The sequence below is a fragment of the Adhaeribacter arboris genome, from assembly GCF_003023845.1.
Classification (GTDB): domain Bacteria; phylum Bacteroidota; class Bacteroidia; order Cytophagales; family Hymenobacteraceae; genus Adhaeribacter; species Adhaeribacter arboris.
Genome location: NZ_PYFT01000001.1, coordinates 77,995 through 93,298 on the forward strand (window position 1 = coordinate 77,995; position 15,304 = coordinate 93,298).

12 protein-coding genes are annotated in these 15,304 nt (G+C 41.5%); 10 read left to right on the plus strand and 2 right to left on the minus strand.

What is annotated here, in order from left to right:
• Nucleotides 1–10: 10 nt before the first annotated feature.
• Nucleotides 11–1,075: a glycosyltransferase gene (locus AHMF7605_RS00305; protein WP_106925331.1), complete on the plus strand. Its 1,065-nt coding sequence runs from the start codon at nt 11–13 to the stop codon at nt 1,073–1,075.
• On the opposite strand, the gene AHMF7605_RS00310 is transcribed toward AHMF7605_RS00305, so the two are convergent.
• Nucleotides 1,027–2,367: a hypothetical protein gene (locus AHMF7605_RS00310; protein WP_106925333.1), complete on the minus strand. Its 1,341-nt coding sequence runs from the start codon at nt 2,365–2,367 to the stop codon at nt 1,027–1,029. The genes AHMF7605_RS00305 and AHMF7605_RS00310 overlap by 49 nt on opposite strands.
• A gap of 113 nt (nt 2,368–2,480) precedes the next feature.
• Nucleotides 2,481–3,761 (minus strand): tetratricopeptide repeat protein, encoded by a 1,281-nt coding sequence (locus tag AHMF7605_RS00315; protein ID WP_106925335.1) that lies wholly within the window; start codon nt 3,759–3,761, stop codon nt 2,481–2,483.
• A 589-nt stretch (nt 3,762–4,350) separates the two neighbouring features.
• Between AHMF7605_RS00315 and AHMF7605_RS00320 the strand changes: the two genes are divergently transcribed.
• The 9 genes from AHMF7605_RS00320 (at nt 4,351) to AHMF7605_RS00360 (ending at nt 15,156) form a co-directional block, all read left to right on the plus strand.
• On the plus strand, nt 4,351–5,265 hold the full coding sequence (locus AHMF7605_RS00320; RefSeq protein ID WP_106925337.1) for a M20/M25/M40 family metallo-hydrolase: 915 nt from the start codon (nt 4,351–4,353) through the stop codon (nt 5,263–5,265).
• 132 nt (nt 5,266–5,397) lie between these two features.
• Nucleotides 5,398–7,611, plus strand: coding sequence for a sodium-translocating pyrophosphatase (locus tag AHMF7605_RS00325; protein ID WP_106925339.1), 2,214 nt, complete (start codon nt 5,398–5,400; stop codon nt 7,609–7,611).
• Between the two features lie 299 nt (nt 7,612–7,910).
• A complete protein-coding gene (hpt, locus tag AHMF7605_RS00330) occupies nt 7,911–8,453 on the plus strand; it encodes a hypoxanthine phosphoribosyltransferase (protein ID WP_106925341.1) in 543 nt (180 codons plus the stop codon).
• Nucleotides 8,454–8,996: 543 nt separating this feature from the next.
• On the plus strand, nt 8,997–9,587 hold the full coding sequence (locus tag AHMF7605_RS00335) for an adenylate kinase (protein WP_106925343.1): 591 nt from the start codon (nt 8,997–8,999) through the stop codon (nt 9,585–9,587).
• Between the two features lie 277 nt (nt 9,588–9,864).
• Nucleotides 9,865–10,860, plus strand: coding sequence for a GTPase ObgE (gene obgE, locus AHMF7605_RS00340; RefSeq protein ID WP_106925345.1), 996 nt, complete (start codon nt 9,865–9,867; stop codon nt 10,858–10,860).
• Between the two features lie 147 nt (nt 10,861–11,007).
• A complete protein-coding gene (locus AHMF7605_RS00345) occupies nt 11,008–11,586 on the plus strand; it encodes a nucleotide exchange factor GrpE (protein WP_106925346.1) in 579 nt (192 codons plus the stop codon).
• Nucleotides 11,587–11,589: 3 nt separating this feature from the next.
• Complete coding sequence (gene dnaJ / locus AHMF7605_RS00350) at nt 11,590–12,729, plus strand: molecular chaperone DnaJ (RefSeq protein ID WP_106925348.1); 1,140 nt, start codon at nt 11,590–11,592, stop codon at nt 12,727–12,729.
• Nucleotides 12,730–12,956: 227 nt separating this feature from the next.
• A complete protein-coding gene (locus AHMF7605_RS00355; RefSeq protein WP_106933297.1) occupies nt 12,957–13,868 on the plus strand; it encodes an ABC transporter ATP-binding protein in 912 nt (303 codons plus the stop codon).
• Nucleotides 13,861–15,156, plus strand: coding sequence for an ABC transporter permease (locus AHMF7605_RS00360; protein WP_106925350.1), 1,296 nt, complete (start codon nt 13,861–13,863; stop codon nt 15,154–15,156). The genes AHMF7605_RS00355 and AHMF7605_RS00360 overlap by 8 nt, the downstream gene beginning before the upstream one ends.
• Nucleotides 15,157–15,304: the final 148 nt, after the last annotated feature.

The window sequence follows — 15,304 nt, forward strand, 5'->3', positions numbered from 1 at the left end:
TGGTTGATTAATGAAAATATTATTTGTAGCACCCTATCCTCACGGTAAAGCACCCTCTCAAAGATTTAGGTTTGAACAATATTTCGGCTTTATAAAGGAAGAAAGCGGGCAATATACATTTGCATCCTTTTTAGATGAAAAAACCTGGAATATTCTTTACAAACCCGGCCATAGTGTGCAAAAAGTTTGGGGTATTTTAAAAGGTTTTTTTAAAAGGTTTGTTCTTCTTTTTTTAGTGCCAAAGTTTGATTTCATCTTTATTCACCGGGAAGCAACGCCAATTGGACCGCCCTGGTTTGAGTGGATTGTAGCAAAAGTTTTACAAAAAAAAATTATCTACGATTTTGATGATGCTATCTGGTTACCTAATACATCTGAAAACAATAAAATAGTAGCTGGTATTAAATGGCATCATAAAGTTAAAGCTATTTGCGGATGGGCATATAAGGTTAGTTGTGGCAATTCTTTTTTGTGTGAATTTGCTAAACAGTTTAATCCAAATGCTTTTGTTAATCCAACCACCATTGATACTATTCACCTCCATAATCAGGTAAAGAACCAAAACACCAACCCGGTAGTTATTGGCTGGACCGGAACGCATTCTACCATGAAATACTTGGATCAAATAGTACCGGTTTTACAAGAATTGGAAAAAGAATTTAGCTTTGAATTTAGGGTAATTTCTGATAGAGAACCTGATTGGAGTTTGCGTTCGTTGGTGTATAAACCTTGGCAGAAAGAAACAGAAATTGCGGATTTACTACATTTTCATGTAGGTTTAATGCCTTTAGAAGATGACATTTGGGCAAAAGGTAAATGTGCTTTTAAAGCTTTGCAGTATATGGCTTTAGGTATTCCGGCGCTGGTTTCGCCAGTAGGAATGAATACCGAGGTAGTAGAGCATGGAATTAATGGATTTATCTGTAATAATGATGATCAGTGGTACGCCAATTTAGAAGAAATAATCAGTAAGCCAAAATTGAGAGAAGACTTAGGTGTAGCTGCTCGCCAAAAAATAGAGCAATATTATGCTGTAACCGGTAACCGACTTAACTTTTTAGGATTTTTTGTGTAAACCTGAATGATATATAAGGCGGAAAGATAAAAAGGCATAATTGGAATTTTATAACGTACTAAAGTGCCAAAATTACCACTACTGGTACCTACGCCAAATGCTAGCGCCAAACAAAAAATCATACAAAATGTAAGCATGGGTTTAATACTTATCAGCTTTATCGTTCGAAATAATCCAGGTTTAAGCATAAAATAAATTGTTAAATAAAAAAAGATGGTTGCTTCTAATGCCGATAAAAGCATAACTGCGTTACGCACTTCCCATATAAAAGGACGGTATAAAGCCACAATAATGGCCTGAGGTCCAACAGTTAATATACTTTTTAAGCTTCCATCATAAACGCCAATTTCGTAAGCTGAACCCGTATAAACCTGCTTCGAAAGGTATAAAGAATTAATCTGAGTACGCTCGCTTAATTTAGTTACATCGTATTTTGTATCTCCTTCGGTTATCTTTGTGGCGCCTAGATAAGAAACCAATAAACCTAACATCAAAAAGATTGGCTTAGCTATCATCCGCAGATACTGGTTTTGAATTCTGTCACTATTTTCCATTACAATCCAGAATAAAGCGGGCGGTAAAAAGGATAATAAGATATACACTTTAACAATGTATATAACGTAGGCGCTACAAAAAACAATTATTAAAGATTTTAATAATTGTTTTTTCTCTACCGCAAAACTGTAAAATCCAAAAAATAACCAACCCAATGCCCCGATAGCTAAAGAATCTTTTAGAAGCCCTGAGCCCCAAAACACAACGGAAGGTAGAAAAAAGATGGCAGTAGCAAACTGTTTATGTAGAATGGGGTAAATTTTCAGGAAAGTAATATACATGGCCCACATGCCGCTAAAGCTTAAACATGCAAACCACAAAGCTATTACCGAATAAGTACCAAAACTGAAAATACCGAAAAAGCCGGCAAATTTAATTACCATGTATTCAGCTGGTGCCCGGTACCAAATCATTTGGGCAGCATACAATCTGGTAGCTGGATCGTACTCTCCATTTGCCAGTATAAGTTTAATAGCTAAAAAAGGCGAGTCTTGAAAGGCCGCGTAGATGATTTTAGCCTGATTAAAATAATTGGAGGTATCGCCTCCTAATATACCATTTGAGTAATAAAACTGATAGATAAAACCAAGGGCAATTGCCCCAAATAATTTCAAGGATAATGCTAGAGTAAAGTATTTTTGATTTACCTTGTTGGTAACCAGCGGCTTTACGGCATACACCAAAGTGTAAATTAAAAGCAGGTAAATAGGAGTTAAGATTAGATCTTTTAATTCCACTTATGGGTAAATGATAAGTAATCAGTAATAACTTTACGTTTAAAATCTAGTAGGTTGCTGATAATTAACGAACAAAAAGAAATTTATAACTTATATTATACCCTAAAACCATCTCACACCTTCCGGTTTTTACGGAGGAAATCGCGGGCTTCGCGGAAAGCGTCTGTTTTGCGTTCGGCTTTGTCTTTTACTTCTTCGTAGTGTTCTTTAGCGCGGACCAAATCTTTTTCCTGAACAAAAATGCGGGCCAGGTTTAAGTGCGAAGACACGTAGTAGCCGGATTCAACTTCGCCGGTTTGCCGGGCGAACCGAATGCACTGGTCGTAGAGTTGTTTGGCTTTCGGAAAATCTTTGCGGTTTTGGCAAATGTAGGCCAGGTAATACGACGCGTAACGGCCGCCGATAGCTTCGTAGCCGGGCATGTGTTTGTTGTACTTGGTTAAGATTTCGTTCGATAAGCGCTCCGTTTCCCGGAAATTACCTTCCCGGAAGTTCATCATGGCGTAAAAACGTTGAAAATACGCGTTATCGGGGTAGGTATTCGCCAGATTACGGGCAATGGGCATGGCTTCGAAGTGGTCGTTTTCTTCGTTGGCCAAAATTTTCATTAAAAAGAATTTGGCTTCGGTGCCGGTGTAAAAGCCATTGCGGGCTACCATTTTGAGCTGCTGCAGCCCTAATTCTTTATTACCGCGCGGGAAAAACAAAATAACCGGCTTTAACAAAGGATAGTTCTGCGCAATCCAAACGGCATAATAATTATAAAGGGCCTCACCAAATAAAAATTCGGGGCTTAAACCATTGGCTACCCGACTTTTCTGGAGAAACTCTAAGGAATGCCGGCTGCAAATAGTGGCTTTGCGCCAATTACTACGTTCGGAATGCAGCCGGGCCTGAAACCCATAAGCTGCCGACAGGAAAAATGCTGCTTCCAGATTTTTGGCGTCTTTCTCGTATAGCTGTTCCGCAAAGTAAATAGTAGAATCCATGTAGGCGAAGAAAGGCGCATCAAACTGTTTGGTTTGCACGTTAGTAGGCACAATTTTCCACCAGTAGCTCAATCCCATCAAAAAATAAGGCATGGGATGTTTTTTATACCGCCGACGGAGCGAACGAAATTGTTTCTCGGCCCGCTCGAATTTAAAATTGTACATGTTATCGACGGCGCCGCTTAACTCATTTTTAATATCCTCGTTCATCAGCAGCCAACCATCCGTTTCAATGGCTTGCGGGGTAATGTCGATGGAATCTATGTATAAGTCCCGCATAATAAAGGTATCGGGCGGAATAGCATAGGGGATGGTGTCTTTTCTCGGGGCTTCCTGACCTTGGTCCTGAGCCAGGCATAGCAGAGGGAGTAAGCCTATCCAAAAGAAAAAAAACAATTTCTTCATGCGCAAATAAAAGCTTTTTACGTTAAAATTAACTATTGTTTCCCGTATAAAGGTTCCGGTATTAGAATAATTGTTTTGTCATATAATTTCCGGTAGTAAACGACCTTCGCCTAAATTAAATCCAACCCGCCAAAAGTAAAAAATAACCCGGTTTAATTGCAAAAAATTGATTTAATCGGTCAAGTTACTGCTTTCTACGTGCTATTTGCAATTAGGAAATTCTTTATTTTACGCGCCCTTTGTTAAATGCAGCTTTTTTAACAAAATGATTATACTATTACTAGCTTTTACAGGCAGTTTGTATGTACGGGAATAATTCGCTTTGATTTATAGCAGTAAAAAAGATTTAATACATCAACTTTACTATCGGTTTAGCTTATGTAAAGAACAGTTAAGTGGCCATTGCTATATAAGTAGCGAAGGTGGCGGAGTGTACTAGTCGTGAATAGATAATATGGTGTTATTTTTAAATATTTGCTTCCGATGGAATAAAGATACTTTCTTAATTTATATGGTACGCAATTTTTACATCGGAATAGTTACTTCTTAATCTTAAAACGTATAGACTCTACTATTGCATATAGTTGCTATGGAATTATTAAAACAACTTTGCCGGATTCATGCTCCTTCGGGTAACGAAGGAAAACTTACTCAATTTTTACTCGATTATATTGATTCCAATAAAGCGAGTTGGCGGGTTATGCCGCAGGTATTAGCCGGTGAAGGTTTTCAGGATTGTATTATTCTGGTTTTTGGACAGCCTCGCACTGCTATTTTTGCCCATATTGATTCGATTGGTTTTACGGTGCGCTATGGCCGGGAATTAATTAAAGTCGGGGGACCAGATACTGAAACCGGGTACCGGCTGGTTGGGGAAGACCGCCAGGGACCCATTGCCTGTACTTTGCAGGTATCCGATGAATATAATGGATTGAGTTACGAGTTCGAGCGGGATATTGATCGGGGAACGGAATTAGTTTTTGCCTGCAATTTCCGGGAAACAGAAACTACCGTGCAATCCTGCTATCTGGATAACCGATTGGGCGTTTGGAGTGCTTTGCAAGTGGCGAAAACCTTGGAAAACGGAGCTATTGTATTTTCGTGCTGGGAAGAACACCGGGGCGGCTCGGTAGCCTACCTGGCCAAGTATTTACACGAAAAATACGGCGTAAAACAGGCGCTTATTTCCGATATTACCTGGGTAACCGAAGGGGTGCATCCCGGCAAAGGCGTGGTTATTTCCTTGCGTGATTCATTAATTCCCCGGCGCAGCTTCGTCAATAAACTAATTGATTTGGCGCAACAAACAAATATTCCGTTTCAACTGGAGGTAGAAGGAGTTGGGGGGAGCGATGCCAAAGAATTGCAGCAAAGCGCTATTCCCTGGGATTGGTGTTTTGTGGGAGCACCCGAAGATAATGTGCATTCTCCCGACGAAATCGTACATAAAGCCGATATCCAAAGTATGGTAGCTTTGTACGAAGTGCTCATGCGGGAGCTATAATCTGTGAAATCCGTTTAATCCGCAATTCATTATTATTTAATCTTGTGGCTTGCAGATCTGGAATTAATAGATTTAATTTACCAGATACGCATATTGTATAAAAAGCATTCTTAACACCTTAAACCCGTTTACATGGAGAACATTGTTTACTTAATTCCGGCTTTCGGAGTAATTGCCTTATTGTATACTTTTGTAAAATCGGCTTGGGTCAGTCGCCAGGATGCGGGTGATGCCAAGATGACGACCATTGCTAAATACATTGCCGAAGGAGCTATGGCTTTCTTGCAGGCCGAGTACAAGGTATTAGGTTATTTTGTTGTTATTGCGAGTATTTTTTTAGGATACCTGGGTACAGTAGGCGAGAAGTCTTCGCCGGTAATTGTAGTTGCTTTTATTATTGGCGCTTTTTTCTCGGCTTTGGCCGGTTTTATCGGGATGCGAATTGCCACCAAAGCCAATGTGCGCACCGCGCAGGCAGCCCGTACCAGTTTATCTAAAGCCTTGGATGTTTCCTTTGGCGGCGGAGCGGTAATGGGAATGGGCGTAGCTGGTTTAGCCGTGTTGGGTTTAGGTACCTTGTTTATTATTTTTAAAGCCATGTTTGTGGGAGATACCTACAACGCCGAAGAAATGGAACGTGCCCTGGAAGTATTAACCGGGTTTTCGCTGGGTGCCGAAAGTATTGCTTTATTCGCCCGGGTAGGAGGGGGAATTTACACCAAAGCCGCCGACGTAGGGGCTGATTTAGTAGGTAAAGTAGAAGCCGGTATTCCGGAAGATGATCCCCGGAATCCGGCTACCATTGCCGATAACGTGGGTGACAACGTAGGGGACGTAGCCGGAATGGGCGCCGATTTATTTGGTTCTTATGTAGCTACTATTCTAGCTACCATGGTGCTGGGCCGCGAAATTACGGTAACCGATAACTTTGGTGGTATCTCGCCGATTCTGTTGCCCATGGTCATTGCCGGTTTAGGAATTATTTTTTCGATAATCGGGACATTTTTTGTAAAAGTAAGCGAAGGTGGCGATGTGCAGCGGGCTTTAAATTTAGGCAACTGGTCGTCGGTGATTTTAACGGCTATTGCCTCTTATTTTGTGATTAACTTTATTCTGCCCGATACCGCTTTAAACCTGCGCGGATTTGAATTTAACCGAATAGATGTATTTTATGCGGTTTTAGTAGGCCTTGTGGTAGGAACTTTAATGAGTATTATAACCGAATATTATACCGCCATGGGCAAACGCCCGGTAATGAGTATTGTGCGGCAGAGCAGCACGGGGCACGCTACTACCGTTATTGGTGGTTTAGCGGTAGGTATGGAATCCACAGTATTACCAATTCTGGTATTAGCCGGCGGTATTATTTTATCCTACGAAGCAGCCGGTTTATACGGCGTAGCTATTGCCGCTGCCGGTATGATGGCTACCACTGCCATGCAGCTGGCCATTGACGCTTTCGGACCTATTGCCGATAACGCCGGTGGTATTGCCGAAATGAGTGAGTTACCTAAAGAAGTGCGGGAAAAAACCGATATCTTGGATGCGGTTGGTAATACTACGGCTGCTACTGGTAAAGGCTTTGCCATTGCCTCCGCAGCGCTTACCTCGCTGGCCTTATTTGCGGCTTTTATGGGTACGGCTAATATTACCGTAATTGATATTTCGAACGCGCGGGTATTGGCCGGTTTGTTTGTGGGTGGCATGATTCCGTTTATTTTCTCAGCGTTGGCTATTTCGGCGGTAGGCCGGGCAGCTATGGCCATGGTAGAAGAAGTACGCCGCCAGTTCCGCGAAATACCGGGTATTATGGAAGGTACCGGTAAACCGGAGTACGACAAATGCGTGGCTATTTCTACGAAGGCCGCAATCCGGGAAATGATGTTGCCGGGTGCTATTGCTTTAATTGTGCCCATAATTATTGGTTTTACCTTTGGTCCGGAAGTATTAGGCGGCTTGCTGGCCGGTGTTACCGTGTCAGGAGTTTTAATGGCCATGTTTCAATCAAATGCCGGTGGTGCCTGGGATAATGCGAAAAAATCGTTCGAAAAAGGCGTAATGATTAACGGTAAGATGGAATATAAAGGTTCGGATGCCCACAAAGCTTCAGTAACCGGCGATACCGTGGGTGATCCGTTTAAAGATACTTCCGGCCCGTCCATGAATATTCTTATCAAACTTATGTCGATTGTTTCGTTGGTTATTGCCCCGCATATTGCGGCGCCCGATGCCGAACCAACCGCAGTACCGACTTTAGATAAGGAAAAATTGCACGAACAAAAACTTAATGCCGTAACTTCCGGAAATATGCCTCCATCAAAAGTGTTGTTTATTGCCGGACGATAATTGTTTCATATTTTTAATTTATTGGAAGCCCTTAAAGTCCTTTAAGGGCTTCCTTTTTGTAAAACGATTTCTGCAATTTTTTCGATTTTAGGAACTCTCTTTAATCGATAAAAACATAATGGGAACGCTCCGTTTATAAATCTCGTACCGATTTATGGAAATGAGATATTGCCGTAATTTTAATATCGGGTTATAATAAAAGTTTAATGGCTTTAGAAAATGATTTGCAGAAGATCTAGCCAGCCGAATACTTTACATTTTTAGCCGGAAATGTATCACTCCTAAATTAGCGACCAACTATGAGCTCCTCTACGGTTAAACTGCACGATAAAGAATTTGCTGTTTATTTACAGGAAGAAGAAATTAGGCAAGCCATTTTAAGCTTAGCTTTCCGGATTAATCAGGAGTATGCCGGTAAAACGCCACTTTTCTTAGCTGTTTTAAATGGTTCTTTTATGTTTGCTGGCGATTTATTAAAAGAAATTACTGTTCCTTGCGAGATCTCTTTTATCAAGCTGGCTTCTTACCAAAATACGCAAAGTACCGGCAACGTAAAAGAATTGGTGGGCTTAAATGAAGACGTTACAAACCGGCACGTAATTATTTTAGAAGATATCGTGGACACGGGTCATACCGTAAGTGTATTGCTGAAAAAGTTACAAACGCTGGCCACCACCTCCGTCGAAATAGCTTGTATGCTTTTAAAACCAGCTTGCCTGCAACACCCCCTGGAAATAAAGTACGCCGCACTCTCTATTCCCAATGATTTTGTAGTAGGTTACGGCCTTGATTATAACGGTTTAGGCCGGAATCTTCGGCATATTTACAAACTGAAAAGCTAAGCTGTTATTAATCCAGTCTATCTATTTAAAAGAAAATCAATCCAGGAGAATTAGTAAAACTTTGCTAATGATAAATTTTAATTCTGGTAGAAATTAGCCATAAGTATTCATTGATTCCATTACCTCTATTTGTTAGAACCAAGTAGCTACTCGCAACAGACACTCGTTTGGCCGTGGATGGTCTTCTAAGCTTCCGGCGCCGATGAATGAGGCATCTCACACAGGATAGAAGGAAGCTTAGTTCCGCCTTTATATGAAGTAAATAGAAAGAGTAATTAGTCCTCACTTCTACTTCATCATTTCTAATCTTTCATTTCGACAAACGCTTGGTATTTAATTCTTACTTCATTCTATAGAAAAGAAGTACTTCAGCCATTACCATAATTTAAAAATTATAAGCGATATACCTAAATTATTATAAAAAGCATTCCGCAAAAGGATAGTATCAAGATAAAATTTAAGTAAATCTGTATAGTTCGTTAATCTGTTTAATCTACGATTCAATTTTATTTGTACTTTTGAATTTAATAACGTAAAAACGGCATGTTAAATATTGTTTTATTTGGCCCTCCGGGCGCGGGAAAAGGAACGCAAAGTCAGAAATTAATTGATACCTATAGATTAATTCACCTTTCTACCGGTGATTTGCTGCGTTCAGAAATTGCGGCTGGTACCGAACTCGGATTAAGAGCCAAAGAACTTATGGATAAGGGTTTATTGGTGCCCGACGAAGTGGTAATTGGTATGATTGATTCAAAACTGAAGGAAAATAAAAGTGCGGCTGGTTTTATATTCGATGGGTTTCCGCGCACCGTACCCCAAGCCAAAAGCCTAGATACTTTACTGGAACAAAACAATACAGCCATTAGTGGTATGATTGCCTTAGAAGTAAACGAAGAAGAACTAACCAAGCGCCTTTTACTTCGGGGACAAACCTCTGGCCGTCCCGACGATCAAAACGAAGAATTAGTTCGGAAACGCGTTCAGGAATATAACACTAAAACAGCTCCGGTTGCGGGCTATTATGCCAACCAAGGTAAGTACAACGCCATTAATGGCATAGGGGAAATTGAAGAGATCTTCACTGAAATTTGCGAGATTATAAATTCATACGCGGTCCAGCCGAAAGCGTAAACAGTGGATAGTTCATGGTCGATAATCCACAGACCACGGCGAAAAATTTTAGCTACGTAGCTGATTAGTTGTCCTTCCGCGAGTCTTAAAGATTCTTGGAAGGACAACTAATTTAACTGCTTTTTATCGCCAAATATCAATCTAAACTCTTAACTAAAGTAGTTGGAGCGCTCAGCAGTCATTCGTATCCAATTTAATGAAATACGTATTATTATAAATTTATAATTAACACCTCCCGTGGACTATCGGCCATGGATCGTGGACTAAATACTAATAAGTGGCAACATCTAACTTTATTGATTACGTAAAAATTTGCTGCCGTTCCGGTCACGGTGGGGCCGGGTCGGCGCATTTATTCCGGGATAAAAAGAACGCTAAAGGAGGACCAGATGGAGGCGATGGTGGTCGGGGAGGGCATATTATTTTGAGGGGCAATGCCCAACTCTGGACCTTGCTGCACTTACAATATCAAAAACACGTTATCGCCAAGCACGGTGAAGGCGGCGGTAAAGATACTTCTACCGGCGCCAACGGGGAAGATGTCATCTTGGAAGTACCCATTGGTACCATTGCCCGCGATGCAGAAACCGGCGAAGTAAAAACGGAAATAACCGAAGACGGCCAAACGGTGATTTTAACGCCTGGTGGCCGGGGTGGGTTAGGCAACGCGCACTTTAAATCACCCACGAACCAAACTCCCCGCTACGCGCAACCCGGCGAACCCGGCCTGGAAGAATGGGTAATTCTGGAGTTAAAATTATTAGCTGATGTAGGCTTGGTGGGCTTCCCGAATGCGGGAAAATCGACGCTGTTGTCGGTAGTGTCGGCGGCTAAACCTAAAATTGCCAATTATCCTTTCACTACCCTTGTACCTAATTTAGGTGTGGTGGCTTACCGCGATTATAAGTCGTTTGTAATGGCGGATATTCCCGGTATTATTGAAGGTGCATCGGAAGGGAAAGGCTTAGGTTTACGTTTTCTCCGCCATATTGAGCGTAATTCCATTTTGTTGTTTATGATATCTGCCGAAAGCGCTAATATTGCCAATGAATACACTATTCTTTTAAACGAACTCGGTACCTATAATCCGGAGTTACTCGAGAAAAAGCGCTTATTGGCGGTTACCAAATCAGACTTACTCGACGAAGAACTGGAAAATGAAATTCGGGCTACTTTGCCGCCGCAGGTGCCGGCCGTGTTTATTTCCAGCATTACGCAAAAAAACATTCCGGTTTTAAAAGATATGGTTTGGCAGGCTTTAACCAACTCGTAAATTTTTTAAGCCCACGGAATTAAAAATAATAAATTTTCATTTACCAGAAGAGAAACCAAGGCCTAAAATGTGTCAGATTGTCACTTTAAGGCTTTGGCAAATAAATTGATACGCACCATACAAACCAATTGGAAGAATAAATAAGCTATGTCAGCGGAGAATAATACAAAACACGAAGCCGAAGATTTTGAAAATGTAACCGAGGCAAGTTTACCCGAAGATACTGGCTCCGAGCAGTCCGATACTCCTGCGGAAAACGAGCAACCATCGGGTAATGGTCAGGCTACTAAATCGGAAGCAGAAATAAACGAATTGAAAGATAAATATTTACGCTTATATTCAGAATTCGACAACTACAAACGTCGTACTTCTAAGGAGCGTCTGGATTTATTGAAAACAGCTAACCAGGAAATGGTAGTGGCTTTGCTGCCCGTGCTGGATGATTTTGAGCGGGCCCGTCAATCGATGGAAACTGCCCAGGAAGTAGAAGCGGTAAAAGCCGGCGTGGATTTAATTTATAATAAACTTCAGTCTATCATGCAGCAGAAAGGTCTGAAACCAATGGAAGCTGTGGGGCAATCATTTGACGCCGAGCTGCACGAAGCCATTACCCAGATACCGGCTCCGGATGAAACGCAAAAAGGTAAAGTTATAGACCAGGTTGAAAAAGGATATTACCTGAACGATAAAGTAATTCGCTTCGCGAAAGTTATAATAGGAGCATAGGCCATGGCTAAGAGAGATTATTACGAGGTATTGGGGGTGAGCAAAAGCGCCAGTGCTGACGAAATTAAAAAAGCATACCGGAAAATTGCCATTAAATTCCACCCGGACAAAAATCCGGATGACCCAACCGCCGAAGACAAATTTAAGGAAGCCGCCGAAGCGTACGAAGTTCTGAGCGATCAGGAAAAACGGGGCCGTTACGACCAATTTGGCCACCAGGGGGTAAATGGCGGCGGTTATGGCCACATGAACATGGAAGACATTTTCTCCCAGTTCGGCGATATATTTGGCGGTGGTAGTCCGTTTGGCGATATATTTGGCGGTGGCCGCTCGAGCGGTGGCCGCCGGGTACGGAAAGGCACTAACTTACGCATTAAATTAAAGCTCGACCTGGAAGAAATTGCCAATGGGGTGGAGAAAAAAATAAAAGTAAAACGGTACGTAGCTTGTAATACTTGCGGGGGTAACGGTGCTAAAAATGGTACAGCGCTGCAAACCTGTAGCGGTTGCCAGGGAACCGGCCAGGTAAAAAAAGTAGTAAATACCATGTTAGGCCAAATGGTTTCCACGTCTACTTGCCCGGTTTGCGATGGGGAAGGTAAAAAAGTAAGCCAAAACTGTGATGTTTGCCAGGGAGAAGGCCGGGAATTAAGAGAAGAAGTAATTGCTATTAACGTTCCGGCTGGGGTAGGTGATGGCATGCAACTTTCGATGAGTGGCAAAGGTAATGTACCCCAACGAGGTGGTATTGCCGGCGATTTGCTCATTCAAATTGAAGAAGAAGTTCACCCACTGCTGAAGCGCGAAGGCAACAACATTGTATTTGAGCAGTATATCAGTTTTGTGGATGCCGTTCTGGGTGCTAATATTGAGGTTCCGACAATTGAAGGTAAAGTTAAAATTAAAATTGATCCTGGTACCCAAGGTGGAAAAATTTTACGCTTACGCGGTAAAGGCATTAAAGATATTAACGGCTACGGTAAAGGCGACCAACTGATTCATATCAACGTCTGGACACCGAAGCACGTATCCAACGACGAACGCCAGATTCTGGAGAAGCTACGCAACTCCGATAATTTTGTACCCAACCCAGGAAAAAATGAAAAAGGCTTCTTCGAGAAAATGAAAGAATATTTTCAATAGAATGACGGAAATTCGCGGATTAATAGGATTAAGCAGATTTCCTAGATTATAATTCAATGCCTCTTCTGATAAAGGAGAGGCATTTTTATTTTTTAAGTTCGGTAATGTTTAGGTTTGTAAAGGAAATTGAACCTTGACATTGTCTCCAAAGAATTTAGCTTATCAATTTAGAATACAGCTTGTGTATCCAAGCCGAAAGACTAAATTTGAAAATAAAAGCTATCGCCTTGAGCATACTCAGAATTGTAGGAGTAAGTAAAAAATATGCCACCCACCTGGCCCTGCAAGACATAACCTTCGAAATACCCACCGGATGTATTTTTGGCTTATTGGGCCCAAACGGAGCCGGTAAAACTTCTCTTATCCGAATTATTACCCAAATTACAGGGGCTGATACCGGTCAGGTTTTTTTTAAGGAAGAACCACTCCACCCCAATCATATCCGATCGATGGGGTATTTACCGGAGGAACGGGGTTTGTACAAGAAAATGAAAGTAGGGGAGCAATTGCTTTACCTAGCCCAACTAAAAGGCTTATCCAAAGCTGAAGCAAGCGATAAAATAAAAAAATGGGTAGACAAACTGGAGATCCGTTCCTGGCTAGATAAAACTATTGAAGATTTATCGAAAGGGATGCAGCAAAAAGTGCAATTCATTGCTACTGTCATGCATCAGCCAGAACTGATCATTCTCGACGAACCATTTTCTGGGTTTGACCCGATTAATGCTACTATTATCAAAGATGAAATTCTGGCGCTTCGCGAGGCGGGTTCTACTATTATTTTCTCTACCCACCGCATGGAATCGGTAGAAGAGCTTTGTGATAATATTGCTTTAATTAACCGGTCGCGCATGATTTTAAATGGGCCGGTACGGGAAATCAAAAATACCTATAAAACCAGCTCTTACCTGGTAGAAGGTACAGGTCGTTTATTGATTTTATCTCCGGACTTTAAGGTAGTGGAACAACAACAAAATGGCAATTATTTTCGGGCAGTCATACAATTGCTGCATGGAGTATCGCCAAATGATTTGCTGCGGTATTTAATTGAGCGCGTAGAAGTACACGCTCTGCGGGAGCAAATACCTAGTATTAACGACATATTTATCAAACAGGTAAAAGAATATCAGGATGCATAAAATCTGGCTTATAATTCAGCGCGAATACCTGGTACGGGTACGCAAAAAAAGTTTTATTATCATGACCTTGCTAGGACCCTTGCTGCTGGCTTCTATTATGGTAGTGCCTATTTGGTTGGCTAGTGTTTCGGATGCTACGGATACCATTGAAGTGCTCGACGAAAGTGGCCTTTTTGTAAATGCCTTTAAAGATAACGGCGAGACTAAGTATATACCGGTAAGCGGATCCTTAGAAACGCAAAAAGCGGCTTTCCTGCAAACTGAATATACGGCCCTGCTTTATATCCCTAAGTTAGATTTAAGTAAACCGGAAGGCATCCGGCTATATTCTAAAACTAATTTGGGTATTACCAAGCAATTGCAACTGGAGAATATTCTGAAAAAAGAAATCGAAACGATTAAGTTCAAGCAATCCGGGATCGATCGGGAGGTGCTGGATAAAATGAAAACCAATGTTAGCATTAATACTACTAACCTTACGGATAGCGGCGAGCAAAATAATAATGCTATGGTTACTACGGCGGCCGGTTACGTAGGCGCCTTTTTAATTTATATGTTTATTTTTATTTACGGCGTGCAGATTATGCGGGGAGTAATAGAAGAGAAAACCAACCGCATTGTGGAAGTAATCATTTCGTCGGTGAAGCCTTTTCAACTAATGGCCGGTAAAATTATTGGTATTGCAGCGGTAGGCCTTACCCAGTTTCTGCTTTGGATAATTTTATCTTCGGTGGTTACAACAGTGGTCTCCTCCCGGTTTGAAATCGACCGGTTTTCCGATGCCCGTATTACCGAAACTTTAAAAGCAAGCAAAGATCCTGGTAAGGCAAAAGAAATGCACAACGTAGTAAGTGCCTTAGATAATCTGAATTTGCCCTTATTGTTGAGTTGCTTTATCTTTTACTTTTTAGGTGGCTATTTACTGTACGGAGCCTTATTTGGGGCAGTAGGTTCGGCGGTAGATAACGAAACCGATACCCAGCAATTCATGCTGCCCATAACTATCCCGCTGGTTTTATCTTTTATTGTGGCGCAAACGGTTATTATCAAAAACCCGGATGGCCCGGTAGCTTTCTGGATGTCCATGATTCCGTTTACCTCGCCCATTGCCATGATGCTCCGGTTACCTTTTGGCGTACCCACCTGGCAAATTTTATTATCTATGTTATTCTTGGTGCTGGGCTTTATTTTTACTACCTGGATAGCCAGCCGCATTTACCGGGTGGGAATTTTATTATACGGTAAAAAACCTACTTACCGGGAATTATCGAAGTGGCTGTTTTATTAAATCTGAATCGCAGATTTTCACGGATAACGCGGATTCATTAATACAATTTATATCCAATTGCTTTAAATAGCGGCCATAACGTAGGATATGAAACCCGGCGGGTTGGCGCAATTTTTTAAATCAACCTGATGGAAGGTAACTAATGTTA

What these genes read in the sequence shown, in the direction of transcription:
- AHMF7605_RS00305 (WP_106925331.1), top strand. Translation starts at nt 11, where the DNA reads ATGAAAATATTATTTGTAGCACCCTATCCTCACGGTAAAGCACCCTCT.
- AHMF7605_RS00315 (WP_106925335.1), bottom strand. Translation starts at nt 3,761, where the DNA reads ATGAAGAAATTGTTTTTTTTCTTTTGGATAGGCTTACTCCCTCTGCTA.
- AHMF7605_RS00320 (WP_106925337.1), top strand. Translation starts at nt 4,351, where the DNA reads ATGGAATTATTAAAACAACTTTGCCGGATTCATGCTCCTTCGGGTAAC.
- AHMF7605_RS00325 (WP_106925339.1), top strand. Translation starts at nt 5,398, where the DNA reads ATGGAGAACATTGTTTACTTAATTCCGGCTTTCGGAGTAATTGCCTTA.
- hpt (WP_106925341.1), top strand. Translation starts at nt 7,911, where the DNA reads ATGAGCTCCTCTACGGTTAAACTGCACGATAAAGAATTTGCTGTTTAT.
- AHMF7605_RS00335 (WP_106925343.1), top strand. Translation starts at nt 8,997, where the DNA reads ATGTTAAATATTGTTTTATTTGGCCCTCCGGGCGCGGGAAAAGGAACG.
- AHMF7605_RS00345 (WP_106925346.1), top strand. Translation starts at nt 11,008, where the DNA reads ATGTCAGCGGAGAATAATACAAAACACGAAGCCGAAGATTTTGAAAAT.
- dnaJ (WP_106925348.1), top strand. Translation starts at nt 11,590, where the DNA reads ATGGCTAAGAGAGATTATTACGAGGTATTGGGGGTGAGCAAAAGCGCC.
- AHMF7605_RS00360 (WP_106925350.1), top strand. Translation starts at nt 13,861, where the DNA reads ATGCATAAAATCTGGCTTATAATTCAGCGCGAATACCTGGTACGGGTA.